At 60.8% G+C, this 17,029-nt stretch carries 12 protein-coding genes; 2 read left to right on the forward strand and 10 right to left on the reverse strand.

Annotated features, from left to right (window positions below):
- Positions 1 to 118: 118 nt before the first annotated feature.
- Both BMX62_RS02985 and BMX62_RS02990 read left to right on the forward strand, forming a co-directional pair.
- Complete coding sequence (locus BMX62_RS02985; protein ID WP_274377151.1) at positions 119 to 874, forward strand: SAM-dependent methyltransferase; 756 nt, start codon at positions 119 to 121, stop codon at positions 872 to 874.
- Positions 874 to 2,268, forward strand: a complete 1,395-nt coding sequence (locus BMX62_RS02990; RefSeq protein ID WP_090203944.1) for an APC family permease — start codon at positions 874 to 876, stop codon at positions 2,266 to 2,268. Before BMX62_RS02985 ends, BMX62_RS02990 begins: the two co-directional genes overlap by 1 nt.
- Here the strand turns inward: BMX62_RS02990 and BMX62_RS02995 are convergent.
- The 10 genes from BMX62_RS02995 to bcsA form a co-directional block, all read right to left on the reverse strand.
- The gene (locus tag BMX62_RS02995; RefSeq protein WP_238375827.1) at positions 2,263 to 3,168 is read right to left on the reverse strand and encodes a carbohydrate kinase family protein; all 906 of its coding nucleotides are present in this window, start codon (positions 3,166 to 3,168) and stop codon (positions 2,263 to 2,265) included. The genes BMX62_RS02990 and BMX62_RS02995 overlap by 6 nt on opposite strands.
- A gap of 98 nt (positions 3,169 to 3,266) precedes the next feature.
- Positions 3,267 to 3,926: a peptide-methionine (S)-S-oxide reductase MsrA gene (gene msrA / locus BMX62_RS03000; protein WP_090203946.1), complete on the reverse strand. Its 660-nt coding sequence runs from the start codon at positions 3,924 to 3,926 to the stop codon at positions 3,267 to 3,269.
- A gap of 49 nt (positions 3,927 to 3,975) precedes the next feature.
- On the reverse strand, positions 3,976 to 4,470 hold the full coding sequence (locus BMX62_RS03005; protein WP_090203949.1) for a hypothetical protein: 495 nt from the start codon (positions 4,468 to 4,470) through the stop codon (positions 3,976 to 3,978).
- Positions 4,471 to 4,582: 112 nt separating this feature from the next.
- Complete coding sequence (locus BMX62_RS03010; RefSeq protein ID WP_090203952.1) at positions 4,583 to 6,751, reverse strand: TRAP transporter permease; 2,169 nt, start codon at positions 6,749 to 6,751, stop codon at positions 4,583 to 4,585.
- A gap of 110 nt (positions 6,752 to 6,861) precedes the next feature.
- Entirely contained in the window at positions 6,862 to 7,860 is a 999-nt protein-coding gene (locus tag BMX62_RS03015; RefSeq protein ID WP_090203954.1) for a TAXI family TRAP transporter solute-binding subunit, read from the reverse strand.
- 317 nt (positions 7,861 to 8,177) lie between these two features.
- Positions 8,178 to 8,615 (reverse strand): BLUF domain-containing protein, encoded by a 438-nt coding sequence (locus BMX62_RS03020; RefSeq protein WP_090203958.1) that lies wholly within the window; start codon positions 8,613 to 8,615, stop codon positions 8,178 to 8,180.
- 51 nt (positions 8,616 to 8,666) lie between these two features.
- The gene (locus tag BMX62_RS03025) at positions 8,667 to 11,216 is read right to left on the reverse strand and encodes a cellulose synthase subunit BcsC-related outer membrane protein (RefSeq protein WP_162273490.1); all 2,550 of its coding nucleotides are present in this window, start codon (positions 11,214 to 11,216) and stop codon (positions 8,667 to 8,669) included.
- Positions 11,217 to 11,251: 35 nt separating this feature from the next.
- A complete protein-coding gene (locus BMX62_RS03030) occupies positions 11,252 to 12,415 on the reverse strand; it encodes a family 8 glycosyl hydrolase (RefSeq protein ID WP_090203964.1) in 1,164 nt (387 codons plus the stop codon).
- 78 nt (positions 12,416 to 12,493) lie between these two features.
- A complete protein-coding gene (locus BMX62_RS03035; RefSeq protein ID WP_090203967.1) occupies positions 12,494 to 14,770 on the reverse strand; it encodes a cellulose biosynthesis cyclic di-GMP-binding regulatory protein BcsB in 2,277 nt (758 codons plus the stop codon).
- A 53-nt stretch (positions 14,771 to 14,823) separates the two neighbouring features.
- Positions 14,824 to 17,022 carry a UDP-forming cellulose synthase catalytic subunit gene (gene bcsA / locus BMX62_RS03040; RefSeq protein ID WP_090203970.1) on the reverse strand — a complete coding sequence of 733 codons (2,199 nt, stop codon included), beginning with the start codon at positions 17,020 to 17,022 and terminating at the stop codon, positions 14,824 to 14,826.
- Positions 17,023 to 17,029: the final 7 nt, after the last annotated feature.

Below are 17,029 nucleotides of genomic sequence, written 5' to 3' on the forward strand. Positions count from 1 at the left end.
GTTTCCATTCTTTGGTGCTTTCTTAATCAATCACGCTCACAACAGGTGGGATTCATCCATGCTTATTTTCAACCTCCCATGCAGAAACCGGCTTTTTGGTGCATCCATCCTTCTGATGATGCTTTGTTCACCCCTGTCTCTCCAGGCACAGACACAGAAAACCGGTGGCGGACTCTTTCTGGTCAGCACAGGTACCGGAGATATCGGGCACATGACACAACGGGCCGTGGAAATCATCCAGGGCGCAGATATCATCTTCACCATGCGGCAACCACGGGAAAAATTTGAACATCTGCTCGATGGCAAGGAGATTCACGACGCCGGACACGGCCTGTTCCAGAGCCTGGCCAGGAGAGATCTGAGTGACGCGGATGCGGATGTCATGGAAAACAATGTTCGGGCCATCATTCGTGACGCCATCGCACAAGGCAAACGTGTCGTGATTCTGGATAACGGCGATCCCACCCTCTATGGCCCCCATATGGGATACGTTAAGGAATTTCATGACCTGTCGCCGGTCATCATTCCGGGCATGTCCAGCTTCAATGCCGCCAACGCCGCCATGGGACGGAGCGTCATCGGATCCGGGCGGCACGCCTCCATCACCATCACCAGCGCGCGGACTGAAGTGGAAAACCTGCGCAAACTGGCCGATGCCGGGTCAACCCTGGTGATCTTCATGAATCGGAATCTGGACGAATTCACCGACAGGCTCCAGCCCCATTTTGCCCCGGATACCGCCATCTCCATCGTGACTCACGCAGGCGATTCCGGACGTGAACAGGTGACCCATGGCACTTTGAGCAACATCGTCGAGAAGGCGGCAGACCGGATCCATGGCCCACACATCATCTACATCTGGAGCAGCCTCTGATGTCGGATGGCCACGGCTCCAGGGATGGTCTCGGGCGTGAGATCGGACTCACCACCGCAACTGTCATTGTCATCGCCAACATGATAGGCAGCGGCATTTTCACCACGTCCGGCTTCATGATGGGAGAGTTGGGTCATCCCGGCATCGTCATGGCATGCTGGGTCCTCGGCGGGCTGTTTGCCCTGACCGGGGCGCTTTGCTACGGAGAACTGGGGGCCATGATCCCCCGGGCCGGGGGGGAGTACGCCTATTTGCGGGAAGCCTTCGGGCCATTACCTGCATTCCTGTCAGGCTGGATATCCCTGATCGTGGGGTTCTCCGCCCCCATTGCGGCCGCGGCCATCGCCTTCTCCGTCTATTTTCTGGGAGGGGAAGCCATGAAGCCCTGGCTGACCCTGGACATCGGTCATCATACCCTGGTGACCTTCTCCACCGCTTCAGTCGTGGCGTGCAGCGTTATCCTGGTGCTGTCCCTGATCCACCTGCATAGCCTGAAGCTGGGAGCCGGCACCCAGAACCTGCTCACCGCCCTGAAAATTCTGTTTGTGACCACCTTCATCATTGGAGGACTGGCCTTCGGTGCGGGCAATACAGACCATTTTTCGCAAACGATCGCGGATTTCCAGTTGACCGGAGAAGGTCTGGCCGTCTCTCTGGTATTCGTCCTGTTCGCGTACAGTGGCTGGAATGCTGCCGCCTACCTGGGCGGCGAGATCAGGAATCCGGGGCGTAACCTGCCCCTGTCCCTGGCAATCGGCACCCTGCTGGTCAGTGGTCTGTATCTGCTGATCAATATCGTCTATATCTACGCGCTGCCACCGGAGCACATGAGCGGCGTGCTGGATATCGGGAATGCCGCGGCTACCGCGCTCTTTGGCGATGAAATCGGCACACTGTTCAGCCTGGGCATCGCACTGGGACTGCTGTCCGTCATCAGCGCCATGATCATGGCAGGTCCCAGGGTCTATTTCGCCATGGCGCGGGATGGTGTCTTTTTCAGGCAATGCGGCGAGGTCCACCGAACACACCGCACTCCCGCATGGGCCATTGCCTTTCAGGGCATCCTGGCCACCATCATCATCTTGACGACCAGTTACGATGCCCTGCTCATTTACATCGGCTTTACCCTGTCCATCTCATCCAGCGGGGCGGTACTCGGCCTGATGTATCTTCGGCACAAGCAGCCACAACGCCAGCGGGCCTACAGAACCCTGGCCTACCCTTGGACACCGCTGATCTTCATCGCCGGTAACGGCTGGATCATCGGATACGTTCTCTACAGCAGGCCAAGCGTGGCCCTGTACGGGCTGCTCACCATCATGGCCGGTATCCTGCTGTACTACCTGTTTGCCGGCCGCACCGTGAAATCGGACATGGATACGGAAACCTCATGAGGCCTTCCACGGATTGACGCTTCCCTGATAAAACCCCCGATCCTCCGTGGTGGCCCCGTGCAGGGTACAGACCCTGGCGGCAAAATCCGCCGCACGGGTCAGGATGGTTTCCCAGTTCCAGCCCTGCAGGATGCCGGTCAGGGTGACGGCACTGAAGGCGTCTCCGGCCCCCACGGTGTCCACCAGCCCCGTCACCGGCGGGGCTGGTCGCTGGTGAAGCTCACCCTCGCGGGTGAGCACCATCGCCCCCTCCGACGCCCGGGTGACGATCACCGCCGACAACCCGTACCGTTCCAGGGTAAGACGGGCCTGCACCAGCAGATCCGGCTCATCGGGTGCCGGGGACAGTGCCGTCAGTTCATCCTGGTTGAGCTTGACCCAGTGGGCATGGGCCATCCACCCCTGCACGGTGTCACGATCCCACCATGGGGCGCGCAGGTTCACGTCCATGAACACCGGAGCCGACAACTGCTCCCGCAGTGCTTCCAGGGTCCGCCGGGAAACAGGATCGCGCAGGGCCAGACTGCCGTGGTAGAGCACTCCGGCCTCCACGGGGGCTGCCGCCAGGGCCGGGGCCGTGTCGATGTGGTCATAGGCTTGATCAGGGAGGATATCGTAGCGGGGTTCGCCGTCCTTGAGGACCACTTTCACCTGACCGGTGGTACGACCGGTGGCCGTTTGCAGCCCTTCCTGACGCATGCCCCAATGATTCAGGGCCTGTATGACGCGGCGACCCAACTCATCATCCCCTACGGCACCGACAAACACCGGATCAATTCCCAGTCCCTTGAGATTCCAGGCCACATTGAAGGGGGCACCCCCCAGGATGGAATGATCCTCAAAGGCATCGAACAAGACTTCGCCAAAAATCACGGGTTGATTCTGGGATGTACGGGTCACAGGCGCCCTCCCTCCGTCGGTGCGTGGCCTTTCAGCTTAGGCGGGGGCATGGTCAGGTGCAACCCAGGGCGTATCTTGCCCAGGATGATTGTCAGGCGCTATGCCGACGGAGCAATCTGCGCCAGATCAGGACAGTCCACACCCGTGCCCCCCAGTCCGCAGTAGCCACCAGGATGCTTTGCCAGATACTGCTGATGATCGGCTTCTGCAAAATAAAAATGGGGCGCCGGCAGAATTTCGGTGGTGATGGTGCCCAGATTCCGGGCCTTGAGGGCCGCCTGAAATACAGCACAAGACTGTGTTGCCCAGGTTGCCTGCGCCTCTCCGTGGACGTAGATGCCCGAGCGGTACTGGGTACCTATATCGTTACCCTGACCCATCCCCTGGGTGGGATCATGGGACTCCCAGAATACCTTGAGCAGATCGATATAACGAATCACGGCAGGATCAAAAACCACCTGAACCACTTCATTGTGGCCGGTCATGCCAGTGCAGACTTCCCGATAGGTGGGGTTAGGAGTCAATCCAGCGGCATAGCCTACCGCAGTGGTATGAACGCCTGCCAGGGTCCAGAATCGACGCTCGGCACCCCAAAAACACCCCATACCGAACAGGGCCGTCTCCACGTGTTCGGGAAAGGGGGGCTTGAGTGGCGTGTTCAGTACATAATGACGCTCAGGTACTGGCATGGCTTCCGAACGGCCCGGCAGGGCCTGATCCGGGGTGGGCATGGCAGTCTTGCGCAGAAAAGAGAACATGACGGTCTGCTCGGCATGGGTTCCGTACCATCATAGTTGATATTTTTAGTCAGGAAAATGATTCTTCAGCCAGATCTGGCCGGGGGGCCAAAGTCAGAGCACTGGTATCTATCGGCGGCGGTGGTATCTGGCGCGGTTCCACAAGCACCACCCCTGGGGGGTCCAGGGTCAGGCCCGATAGATCCACCTGCAGATCGGGAGGCGGTGGCCGGTCACTCAGACGGCTACCCAGGGGGGCCAGGCCCAGGCCCGATGCTTGTTCCGTTCCGGGAGCGGCATCCGCCCTGTTGCCTGAAGCCTGGGGAAGGTCTGGTGTGTCCACTACCATTTTGGCGGCAACACCGGCTTGCTGCAGTCGCGCCAGATACCGCTGAGCGGTGGCTTGATCCATACCCTTTTTCACCACCACCGGCTTGCCTGCCAGCATCCCCTCCACCCGCGCCTCCGGCACCTGAAACAACGCCGCCAGAGCCGCCAGGGCCGTGGCCCTGTCAACACCGTCCAGTGGCACACCGGACATGACCACCCAATAGGTATTATCCATCGTCTGGTACCTGCTATCCGTTGTTGCTGTTTCCGATCCCCATGGGGCCGGCTCCCGCCAGGACCCCATGGGGCCGGCTCCCGCCAGGAGAACCGGCCAACCGAAGATGGACTCAGGTATCGCTCGTCACAGGGTCAGGTTGGGGTTTGCCTCGGGTCACTTTTCGTTGCCACAGGAACAGGACCACCGCCAGACCCAGACCCACCAGATCGGTGATCAGATCCCCGGAGATGGCCATCAGCGCACCGACAAACAGCAATACGCGGACGACCCGTCCCGCCAGACCAAAGAACCAGCCCTGAGCCGCCGCCGCCAGCATGAAGACGCCGATCATGGCAGTGGCAAAGCTCTGGGCGATCTCGGTCCACTCACCTTCCATCAGCAGGGCCGGGTGATAGAAGAAGATGAATGGCACGATGAATGCCGCCAGACCGATCTTGAAGGCGGTCACCGAGGTGCGCATGGGTTCAGACCCGGCAATCGCCGCCCCCGCATAGGCCGCCAGGGCCACCGGCGGGGTGATGGCGGAGATCACCGCAAAGTAGAACACGAAGAAATGGGCCACCAGCGGGGCCACGCCCATCTGGATCAGACCCGGCGCCACTACCGAGGCCGCCACCGCATAGGCCGCCGTGGTGGGCATGCCCATGCCCAGCAGCACGGAGATGCACATGGCAAACAGCAGGGCCAACAGCTGGCTGTTCTCCGCCACGCCCAGCAGCAGGGAGGAGAAGCGCAGACCCACCCCGGTCAGGCCGATCACACCCACGATGATCCCGGCACAGGCACAGACGGCGATCAGCTGGATGGACATGCGTGCCGCCAGCTCCAGGGCGCGAGCAGACCCGAACAGCCCGAGACGGAACGGCGTCAGCCAGCTCACCACCACGGCACTCATCAGGGCCACCGTACCGGCGCGAATGACCGAGTACCCCATGAACAGGGCGCCGATGAGGATGATGATGGGGGCGAACAGATAGACCTGACGCAGCAGCTTGCCGATCTGGGGCAGCTCCTTGGAGGGCAGCCCCTTCATGCCGGTCTTGGCCGCCTCCATGTCCACCATGAAGTAGACGGAGGCAAAGTACAGCAGGGCCGGGATCAAGGCGGCAATGATCAGGTCGGTATAGGGAATCCCCGTCACCTCCGCCATGATGAAGGCACCCGCCCCCATCACCGGAGGCATGATCTGGCCCCCGGTGGACGCCGCCGCCTCGATGGCGCCGGCGCTGCGGGGCTTGTACCCCACCCGCTTCATGAGGGGGATGGTCAGGGAGCCGGTGGCCACCACGTTACCCGCGGAGGTACCGTTGATCATGCCCATCAGGCCGCTGGCAAACACCGCCACCTTGGCCGGACCGCCACGGGCGCGCCCGGCGGCGGCAAAGGCGAAGTTGACGAAGTAGTCCCCCACCTTGGAAGCCTGCAGGAAGGCGGCAAAGGCGATGAACAGCACGATGTAGGTGGAAGACACCGCCGTGGTGGGACCGAGGATACCGTTGTCCGTGTAGATGTAGGTGATAAAGCGATCGGCATCATAGCCGCTGTGCTCCAGCACGCCCGGCAACCAGGGGCCGACGAAGCCGTAAAGAATGAAAATGCCGGCGATCACCACCAGGGCCATGCCCGCCACCCGCCGGGTCAGCTCCAGGATCAGCAGGATACCGGCGGTGGCCACCCAGAAATCGGTTTGCTCCGGGATCACCCCCATGCGGAACTGCAGCACGTCCAGGTTGGACAACAGGTAGCCGCAGACCGAGATGCTGGCCGCCATCAGGGACCAGTCATACCAGCCGATGCGGTCGGAACGGGGCTTGAACAGCCAGGCAAAGACGATGCCCAGCACCACGCTGGCCAGTAGCGCCCAACTGAAAGTCTGGAATATCCATTCAGGCAGACTGTAGGCGTCATAGCCCAGACGTAATTTCATATACAGGGCAATGGCCATGGTGGCCAGGGCATAGAGGGCCAGCCCCACGGTCAATACCATGGGTAACAGTTCCAGCATCCATCGTCGTTTTCGCGGGTCCGTCGGTGGTACACAGGCGGCCACGATGGCAAAACCGATCACCAGGGCGCCCGCCACGTGGACGATGCGGAAAGCCCAGGTTTCCATGGGAATGACGTTGAGGACCAGGAGGTGGAAACTGGTATAGGTCAGGCCGAGGAAGAACAGCAGCACCTTTTGCCAGCGGGTGAGGTTCCGCTGTGATGACATGCCTTCTTCGGCATCGGCAAGGGACGCGGCATCAATGGGGCCCGATTTTTCGGAGCTCGTCATGGGAGGATCTTCTGAACGTACAGCAGGTTGAATCAGCCGGTGTTCCGGACAAAATACCCTGGGCCGCGTTCAGCGCAGCCCAGGGCATCGAACCTGTCCGGGGTTCTCGATCAGTCCTTGTACTCGGGCGGAATCAGGTGCTCGGGCACCTCGATGCCCCGCTCCCTGTAGTAGCGCACTGCGCCTGGATGGAACCACATGAAGGTGTTGTGGACCATATTCTCGACCAGGGTTTCCTCGGCGGAGCGGTGAATGGACATCATGCGATCATTGTTATCCAGCACTGCCTTCATGATCTCGTAGACAAAGGACTCCGACATGTTCTTGTTGGCAATGGCGAAGTTCCACAGGGCTACGGTGGGCTGGTCTTCAGCCACGGTGCGATAGGTACCGCCGGGGATGACGAAGCGGCTCACCGGATGGTTCTGGGTGACCTTGGCAATTTCTTCTTCGTTGAGGGAGAAGATGTTCACCGGCTGCTGGGCTTCGATCTGGCTGAAGGCGGAGATGGGTACGCCGGCGGCGAAGGCGAAGGCATCCAGCATGCCGTCCTGCACCTGACCCACCTGGTCGGCGGCGCCGCCGTAGCGGACCCGCACGTTCAGGCCCAGGTCATCAAAAAAGCGAGGCCAGAAGACACTGGCGGTACCGCCGCGAGGGCCTACGCCAACGCGCTTGCCGTCCAGATCAGCGATGCTGTTGATACCGGAGCGGCGCAGTGCCACCACCTGCAGGGGGGTCTGATACATGGGGAAGAGGGCGCGGACATCACGGGTTTGCAGGCCACGGGCCACCTGCAGTTGACCGTCCCAACCCTCACGGGCCGGTCCCATGGTGGTCATGCCGAATTCCAGTCGGCCCTGATGCACCAGCACCATGTTCTGGGTAGGTCCCCCGGTCACCTCGGCGGAAGCATTCACCCCCACCATTTCCTGGATCAGACCGCCCCAGCCGGCGCCGTAGATGAAGTAGGTCCCCCCCTGGGATGCCGTACCGATGTTGACCGAGCTTGGCCACCCGGTCCGATCCTGTGCCGATACCGCTCCCGCGGTCAGCAACATACAGCTCAGGGCGGCAACACCCGCCCAGCGGAAATAACGTCTTAGCATGGCAACACGCCTCCTGGGATTTTGAGCAACCATCGTTGGGTTGCCTTTGGAATAATGTCTTGACGGTTTTGGATCTTTCGGGCTACCCCGAGAGACTGCCATGTCCCAGACGGCCAAGCCCGTTATCGAAGATAGCATAGACATCGGGAGGATTTTCATGCCAGTGCAAGATTTCCGTTGATCCGGGTCGTCTATCGTTCCCGTCCCTGGGGAGGACAGCCATGGGCCGGCCCTGTGCCTTCAACGGCCATGGTGGACGCCAGGGACGGGCAAGCGTTCTGGAACCAGGTATCGAGTCGCCACGAGATCCTGCCGGGTTACGCCTCTTTTGACGAACGGGCGATCTCGCTTTGGGTTTCGGCAAACGTCAGCAACATTGAGCCGATGATGTTGCTGTCCAGCCTGGACAAGGTTTCAAAGTCGCACTGGTCAATATGTGCCAGGGTACACAACTCAGATTCGGTCACCGGCATCCAGGCCATGCTCCAGTCGGGAAATAATCGCTTTGGAACATCATGTTCCAGCAGCATGTCAAGCCGACCATGCCGTGGATCCTTGGCGATACGTGCGTAGGTCTGCTGAACATGCTCCCGCTCACCTTCAAGCACCTGGATAAAGCTGTCCTGGATGAACAGCAGCATGCCGGTGATTCCTGATTGCGGATTCAAGCGCCGTGATTGCGTCAGAATGTCCTGTAAATCCTTTTTTGAATCGGTGCCTGTATATTCGCTGATATAGACCAGTTGGTAGATCATGCAACCTCCACAAGGAAATGGAACCCGATGTCTGGATGGATTCGTGCCCCATCAGCGCCGATCAAACACGCCATAGAGATCGTCCGGGCGTAGTCGATGTCGGGTTTTCAGCGGCATCTGCAGCCCGGCACCAACCCACCAGTGGTCAAAGCGAGGTGCACTGGCCACCCCGGCATTGATGTTGACAACAAGATGGGGTGACACCCGCCATGCAGCGCGGAATTCGGCATCGCCGCCCACCCCGGTGGTGCGGGACTGAGCATAGTCCTCACCAGTTAAATGCTGACCAGGAAAGCGTGGCGCCGCCGCCTCTCGTACATTGCCCCAGGCGGCTGCGCCCCGCAGTTGGGCAAGCCAATTGCGGTTGTTGCCAGTGAGGGCGTCGAATTGCAACCCGATCCGTACATCACGTTCCGGGCTATAATAGCCCCCGTGGCCAAAGGTGTGGTGATTCAGGTTATGTTGATAGCGGGTCCAGGAGACGAACGGGCCGGTACGCAGATGATACCCCCCGTCTTCTGGCCGTAGATCGTGGCTGTAGTCGATTCGCATGGCCGAGCGTTGATTCGAGGGAACGTGCCTGCCATCAAGCCAGCCGTGCTCGATGTTGAACGATACCCCCTGATGTTCGCCGGTGGCCACGTAGGGATTAAGCTCAATCCGGGTCTCCTGCACTGCGCCCCAGTGTCTGCCGGAGACCGGGTCCCGCTGCCCGGCAAAGGCCAGCAGGCTGTCCTGGCGTGCCTCGCCGATGAGGGCAATCCGGGTGGTGGTTGACTCGGTGAACCAAGTGGCCGACGCACCAAAGGTTGGACGGCCATCCACCGCCCCGCCACGGGGGCCGCTGCCGATCTCGGCCTCCAATGTGTAATCAAGCTGCTCGCGCCGCAGCCGCAGCAGCCACTCGTCGATGTTCGCCGTGCGATGGGGGCTGAAGGCATCGTTGCCCCCGTCCTGCCCGCGAAACCCCAACGCCGCATCGGACGTCGGCTTACCCCCATCAAAACGGGAACGGCGCATCCCCAGGTCCACCTGCAATCCGTCACGCACCGAACTCAGGCCGACATGGGTGCGCCCCATTCCGGCGTGGTCCAGTCCATGCGTGCCGCGACTCCCCGAGGCATCCAACCCGGTACTCAGGGTCCATTGGCGACTGTCTGTCTGCTCAGGTTCGGATAAGGTCTGGTACAGACCATACTGTCCGCGTGCAAATGCCCGTGTGGCTCGTTGTTCGCGTAAATATTGAGCCAGGGACGGCGATGATTCAGCCAGTTGATCCAGCTCCCGCTGCCGGCCTGCACGCTCGAAACTGCGCACCACACCAGGTTCCAGTCCGGTATGCATGGCCGAACCCACAAGGGACTGGAAACGGGCCGCAGCCTGGTCGTAGTCACCCACCTCAAGCAGCGCCCAGGCCATGATTTCGCTCACGTCCGGTGATATTGGCCCACGCTGCTCGATGACCCGCCCGAGTGCCATCGTGGCATCGATGTCGTGGGCTTCCCAGGCGCGATAAAATACGCTCACCCGCAAATCGTCGCACAGGGCATCCAGGCGCGCTGACAGACCGGCGTCGCAGACAAGGGCCTTGGCGCGCTCGAACTTGCCGGCGGCCTGCCAACTCAATCCACGACCATAGCGGGCCACCTCGGCATCGGCCACCAGGGCAAACACTTCATCGGCCTCTGCCCAGCGCCCACTTTCCAGCAGCGCCCACCCAATCGCCTCGGCAGGTGCTCCGCCAGCCCACTGGCTGGCGCGAATGGCTTCCATACCTGCAGGCAGGTCGCCTGCGTCGAGAATCAGCGCTCGGGCACGTTGTTCTTGTGCCAGTGCCAGCCCCTCGCGGGCGGATTGAATCTGTCCCCAATGGCGGGCGCGCTCAAACCAGGTGAGCGCCTCGTCGGCCATGCCCCGGTCCAGCGCTTGCCACCCGAAGAGCAGGGCTGCGGCACCATCCTGTCGATGTTCGGCTTCCCTGTGCAAATCCTCAAGCTGTTTTGGACTAAGCCCGATGTCGGGGTTGTCCAGCGCCTCAAGACGCAGGTGGTAGCGACGTTCCATCACCACCGAACGCCCCGCCCGACTCAATCGGCGACTTGCCAGTTCCTCGACCTGAGCGAGTTGAGCCGCCAGGGATCGGCCACGCAGCAGTTCGGCCAGTGTGCCTTGCGCCACGCCCATATCATTGCAGCGCACCAGCATGGTGATCAGCACAGCGCGGGAACCACGGGCATCACGCCACGCGGCAGCCGGATCGTCACATGGATCAAGCAGCCCATCGGCTGGTGTCTGTCCCGGCAGTTCGGCGGCCCCCATGGCGTCTTCGATGGCGCGGGCCAGATCGCCTTGCGGCGACCAGTCCGGATGGGTCGCCTGCAACCGTTGGAGCTCCAGCGTCACCATCTGGATGTTGCCCCGTTGCAGGTGATACCACAGGCTGCGCTTATCCGGACCAACCGTTGCCGGCAGTCCCTGGACCTGGTCGATGCCATTGATCACCGCAGGCGGTTCGATACGCGCCGGCTTGCGCTCGACATCCACCTGCGCCCCGGCATCAGTCGTACCGATGGACAAGGCCACGGCGAATGCACAGGCCATTAGCCGCGGACGAGACACCAGGGACGAGGGGCTGCTCACCTCGACGCCTCCTGCGCGGCGACCCGTGCGAGTAGCGCAAGACTCCATGAGAAATAACCGTCATGGTCGGAGAAATCGGGCCATTGCTCGGCACCAACCGACACCCCTGCGTCGAGGGCGCGGGTGACGAGGGCGATCGCATGTACCCCGGCCGATGCATCGTAATCCGCTTCTGTACCGGTTTCGAGGTCCACCCAAGCGGAAAAACGCCCGTCCTCGCGTGCGTCCCACCAGGCCATGAAGGGCGCCAGATCGTCGCTCTGCCAGCGGACCTGACCCCACACCAGATGCAGGGGGATACGCACCGCATTAAACCCATAGACTGGATCAAAACCTGTGGCTGGTCCAATCCATGTGCCCGAATTCAGATCAAGATCGAGCCAGTCTGGTGGCAGGTCATGGGTGCCAAAGCGGGCTTCACGTATCAAGGTCTGCCCATCTGCGGCCAGTGCCGCCCAGGGTTGTTCCGGAAAATGTTCTGCCAGCATGTCGAGGGCCGGAAACACCCAGTAGGACAGGTTGACCACCAGCCGGGCAGGGGTATCGCCGCCCCCATCGTGTACAAAGCCCTCCACGCCAGGCAGTAACAGGGTCCGGCCATGCCAATCCACCAGCGAGTGAGTGACGGTGGCCTTTGCCAGAGCATCGGCAAGCGCCAGATAGGCCGGCTCGTTCCAGCGTTGGGCGGCGCGAAGCAGTGCCCAGGCCACCAGGATCTCGCCATCGCTGGCGTTGTTTGGATCGTTCACACATTCCCCGCCCTCGATCACCGGTGTCCGTTCCATCACCTTGGCGATCTGCGCACTCTCGGCCTCGTCCGGGCACTTGCCAAAGCGCCAGGCAAGCAGGCCGTCGGCACGCAACAGATGCTTGAAGGTCCAGGCTTTGAGGGCATCGAAAGTTTCCCGATCATCCGCCGCCACCGCCAGCAACATGCCGTACCCCTGTCCTTCGCTGTGGCTGATACCGTCGTTATCCACATCAAGTACCCGCCCATCACGGACGAAGCGCGCCTTGTAATGGTGCCAGAGGGTCTGGAAGGGTGCCCCGGCATTTAAATGCTCAACATCAGGGTCTGGTGGCTCACCCCGCGGGTCGCAACCGGCGATTATGATCAATGTTGCCAGCACCAGTACGAATAGTCGTCGCCTTGGATTCATCAGTGCCTCCGCGAGAAACCCCGTCCTTCAGGGCGGGGAGGGATAGCGGCTGCGGTATTGCAGTTGACCTGCGCCACCTCAGTCTTGCATTTCGAGGCTACGGCGACGTCGCAGCAGCAGCCAGCTGGCCGATACCACCACCAGCAGCGCACCCACCACCACCAACACCAGCCAGTACCAGGGGTTGTTGGACAGCCACAGGCGAAGCAGCAGCCAGTCCGAACTATCGCCTATCTCGAAACGATCCACCACCTGGGCACTCACCACCGGGGTGTCCATATCCTGCCAAAGCATCAGACCACCATGGAGTTGCGACCACACCTGTGGCTGGATCAGAGTGTCAATCCGTGCCGTGAGGCGTGCTTCATCCTCGGCAGTGACCACCAGCACCGCACCACTGGCGCCCTGCAGCGGGTTGGACATCAGGCTGAGTCCACCCATCGGGCCAAGACCGGATACCTGTGACACATTGCCGCGCAACATATCGTCGAACGCTCCCCCGTACTCCGGCACCGGTCGCAGGCCCAGGCTGTTCACCAGCCAGGCGGCGAACCCGCCGCCGGGAGGCTGGGTGGTGCTGCGTACATCGTTGATGGCGGCGTAAGGCCAGCGTGTGACGCGACCGAAGGCGACCGACCAGCCTTCAAACAAGGGTTCGGGCAACGCCGAGGTGGGCGCGACGACAATACTGCGGCTGCTCTTGGGAAGTGCCTCCAGGTTGCCGTGCAAATGCCAGCCGTCATGGACGGCCCCAGCCACCTGAGTGATACGCCCCAGCAAGGTCAAAGCCGGGCCGAACTGCGCCTGGTGGGCAACCAACAGGTCAAACCGGGCGGCTCCCTGCTCGCTGTTGAACGGAAACCCCGTGTTACCGAACAGTCCAAGATTGGGTTGCGACGAGGCGCTGCCGAAGTTGGGCAGCTGAATGGTGGATGATCCCATGAGCTGCGCCATCAGATGGCGTCCATCGACACCGGCGCATTCACCTCCGACCACCTCGGGGCGCAGCATGAATTCAAAATCAATCCGGTTATTGCCTGGCATGAAGCGACGCGCCGGCAGCACGATCCGATAACGACGGAACATCGCGCCATGGCCCTCGTCGAGCAGACGTCCGTGAACAAAGTCACCATTGAGGAAAATATTGATAACGGAACCCGGACCCATACCGGCGCCATAGCTTAGATCGAGCAGCAATTCCACCTGGGCCGAGTCATGGGTATAAAAGTCGCCGGGCAGTCGCACCTCCAGGCCCGCACCATGGGCGCCGAATCCACGCAGACTCTGGGTGGGCAGACCCAGGTCCGCGAAACGATAGGTCTGCTCTGGGTGCAGCACCAGGCGCGCCAGCGGCGCCAAATGCGCGGGCGTCTGGTGGCGCCCAACCACGGTCAGGGTGGGCACAGGGTTGAGGGCGTCATCCATGATCGACAGCACGCGGGCAGCTTCCAATACCTCATCCGCGGTACGCCCCGAGACGATAAGTTGCACACGGGATGGCATGATCACCTGATCGTTCTCGTCGGTCACCACAGGGGTGCGTGAGATGTTCAGGGTTGGCCCTTTCACCGCCGGGGCTTCCTGACCCAGCAAGTCCTCAAGATGGGCCGCCGTGGCCACAAGAACCAGTGGTCCGGGGATGTCATCCCGCTTGGCCGGGTCATTCCATTCAACATGATCAATCAGTAGCGGCATAAAACGCCGCCGCAGGGCGAGGGATTGGGCCACCAGCGGCAGGACCATACCGCGCATCGCATCATCGGTGCCGGCTGACAGCAGCGTCACCCGCCCGAAGGCACCGATACCTGGGCCAAATAGATGATCGAGGTGGCTCAAAGTCAGTACCCCATCCTTTGGGGTCAAGGAGAATTCCAGTTGCGACTGGTGCAGGTCCAATTCGGTCCACAACTCCGGGGCAAGGCTGTCTTCACATCGGTCGGTATAGTGCTGGATGACGCCGATTGACAGATGATTAAAACCAGACTGCCACAGATCATCTGGAATCATAAAGCGCGCGGTAGCCTGCGGCTGTAACGGGTCGATGGGAATCTGGGCGATGGTGATGTCATTCATGCGCACCAGCAAAAACGAGCGTTCTGCCAGAAGCGCGATGGAATGCACAAATCGCAACTCGATACGCGCATCAGTCATCGTCACCCGACCGGACACCGGAATAAACAAATCGACCGCCGAGGCCACATCGGTCAGCCGGACTGGACCGGCCTGTGGGGTGAACGAAGACAGGCGCATCGAATCACGCTCAAGGCTTTGAGCCTGGACAGGCCCAGTCAGAAAGATCAGCAGCGCCAGACAACAGATCAGGCGGGCGCGGAGCTGAGTAAATAACGGTTTCATGGTCAATTACCCAAGAGTCGGCAGAATAAGTTGACTGTGCGGTGCGCAGAATGTCACAGGCGCCCCCTGTCGGATGCCAAGGGCGCCGAGCGTCGCCGCATCATCGCCCGCAAGTGCAGGAAGAAGGGCCGCCAGATCAGGGACAGCATCATTGTCAGCCCCTGAAAAAAGCTGACTGGGCGTGATCGGCGTTCCTGAAAATATAACCAGCGTGCAGTATCGCCGTAGGAAAGAGCCACCGCATCGTCGGTCTGCTGCGGACTCATACCTTCAAACTTCACACCCAGTTCCACGCCATGGCTTTCAGATCGGCTGCAAATACGGACGGGCAGTGAGACACGCCGGTTGAGTGGTTGGGAGTAGGTACTGAGCACCAGTTTCTCGCCGGGATCAAGCCCGTTGGTGGCATCAGGGACAGGCTTGAGCCGCGCCCCGGTGGCAGACAGATCCATGATGTCGCAGGGCACCGGTGACCCACCTGCCCCTTCAATCATCCCTATTTCCTGTGATGGCATGCGCGGTGATCCACGGCGCTGGCGACGCTCCAGCAGCGCGCCAATGGCGCCAAGCAGCGTCACAAAGTTGAATGTGTTCCACAGCAGTACAACGATGGTCATGTCTCGGGTCAGTGGATAAGCCGTGAGGCGGTAGATACCAAATGCAAAGCCGACCAGGGTCAGTACGAACAGCACATAGAACGGCCATGCCAGCGGCGAGATCGTTTCTTCGTCCAGGGTTTCACCTTTGGGCGTCACCATGAAAGCGGGTTTGCGCGGATTAAGCAGTACTTTGAAGATCGCCACCAAAGAGAACAGACATTGCATGACCTCGTACAACTCCGACACCAGCGGCCAGCGCTTGCGGCCATACAACATGTCGGCAATGATATAGGTGGCAATGACATGGGGCACGGTGTAGGCGAGGATCTGCATGATGGATGCGTTATAGATATCCATGCCAAAAATCAGATAGGCCAGTGGTGCAACCAGAAAGATGGTGCGGGAAAACGGGAACAGCCAGAACATAATCGAGCTGAGATAACCCAGCCGCTGAGGCAAGGTCAGACCAGGCGACATGAACGGGCGTTTGAGCACCAGGATCTGTACCATGCCTTGGGCCCAACGCATGCGCTGGGTGATGAAGGCACTAAAGGTTTCCGGCGCCAGACCGGCCACCATCGGACGGTCGATGTAGATCGAACGATAGCCTCTGCTGTGGAGTTCGAATGCGGTTTCTGCATCCTCGGTGATGGTATCGCCACATAGTCCGCCGACTTCTTCCAGATGCTTGCGACGCAGCACCGCAGCCGAGCCGCAAAAGAACGATGCCCCCCAGAAGTCGAGTCCGCGCTGAATGTCGCGGTAGAACATGTCGTTCTCCGACGGCATGCGGGAGAAACCCTGCAACATGTTGCGGTCGATAGGGTCCGGATTGACCATGAAATGCGGTGTCTGCACCAGGAACACGTCATCATGGCGCACGAACCACGGTACCGTGCGGTCGAGAAACTCGACCGTGGGCACATGGTCAGCATCGAGAACAACGACAAGATCACCCTGGGTATGGCCAAGGGCATGATTGAGGTTGCCGGCTTTGGCGCGCTCGTTGCGGGGCCGGGTCAGATAAGTCACCCCCAGGCGTGTACACAGGGCCTGGAGATCGGCACGACGCTGCCTGGCCGCGTTGGCGATGGCCGGATCGCCATGTGCGATACGCTGATCGGTACCGCCGTCATCCAGCAGATAGATGGTGAAGCGGTCAGCCGGGTAACGCATCTGCCGGGCGGCACGCAGTGTCACCTCAAGCAGTTCGGGATCTTCGTTGTAGGACGGAATCATCACGTCCACGGTCGGCAGTTGGGTTCCCGATGGCAGATCGTCCACACTCAGCAATGGTCGGCTGATGCGGGACACGTTGATGAACCCACCCAGAAAATGGATGCACGCGGAGTACACCTCGGCACCAAACAACAGGCACACAGCAATCAGGCTGAACAGATCGCTGCCGTACAAGGTATATCCTGCCCGCCAACTCAGGTACCGCAGGGTGATGAACCCACCCACCACCAGTACCAGCACGCGGAATATGTCAGTGCTGTCCTTTGCATCTGCTTCGACCCGTGCATAGCTGAGCAGCACCAGCAAAGGTATGATGATAACGAGTTGCGCCGTCGCGTCCATGGGCAGAACCAGCGCCACGGCAAGGCTGGCAAGTCCTGCGAACAAGGTGATAAGAAGGATTTTGTCAGTCATTGATTAA

It is taken from the genome of Ectothiorhodospira magna, assembly GCF_900110965.1.
GTDB classification, from domain to species: Bacteria; Pseudomonadota; Gammaproteobacteria; order Ectothiorhodospirales; family Ectothiorhodospiraceae; genus Ectothiorhodospira; species Ectothiorhodospira magna.

Bases quoted from the DNA above. Each gene is read 5' to 3' on its own strand.
- BMX62_RS03015 (WP_090203954.1), bottom strand. From the start codon at position 7,860: ATGCTAAGACGTTATTTCCGCTGGGCGGGTGTTGCCGCCCTGAGCTGT.
- BMX62_RS03010 (WP_090203952.1), bottom strand. From the start codon at position 6,751: ATGACGAGCTCCGAAAAATCGGGCCCCATTGATGCCGCGTCCCTTGCC.
- BMX62_RS03035 (WP_090203967.1), bottom strand. From the start codon at position 14,770: ATGAAACCGTTATTTACTCAGCTCCGCGCCCGCCTGATCTGTTGTCTG.
- BMX62_RS03025 (WP_162273490.1), bottom strand. From the start codon at position 11,216: ATGGCCTGTGCATTCGCCGTGGCCTTGTCCATCGGTACGACTGATGCC.
- BMX62_RS03020 (WP_090203958.1), bottom strand. From the start codon at position 8,615: ATGATCTACCAACTGGTCTATATCAGCGAATATACAGGCACCGATTCA.
- bcsA (WP_090203970.1), bottom strand. From the start codon at position 17,022: ATGACTGACAAAATCCTTCTTATCACCTTGTTCGCAGGACTTGCCAGC.
- msrA (WP_090203946.1), bottom strand. From the start codon at position 3,926: ATGTTCTCTTTTCTGCGCAAGACTGCCATGCCCACCCCGGATCAGGCC.
- BMX62_RS02990 (WP_090203944.1), top strand. From the start codon at position 874: ATGTCGGATGGCCACGGCTCCAGGGATGGTCTCGGGCGTGAGATCGGA.
- BMX62_RS02985 (WP_274377151.1), top strand. From the start codon at position 119: ATGCTTTGTTCACCCCTGTCTCTCCAGGCACAGACACAGAAAACCGGT.
- BMX62_RS03030 (WP_090203964.1), bottom strand. From the start codon at position 12,415: ATGAATCCAAGGCGACGACTATTCGTACTGGTGCTGGCAACATTGATC.
- BMX62_RS03005 (WP_090203949.1), bottom strand. From the start codon at position 4,470: ATGGATAATACCTATTGGGTGGTCATGTCCGGTGTGCCACTGGACGGT.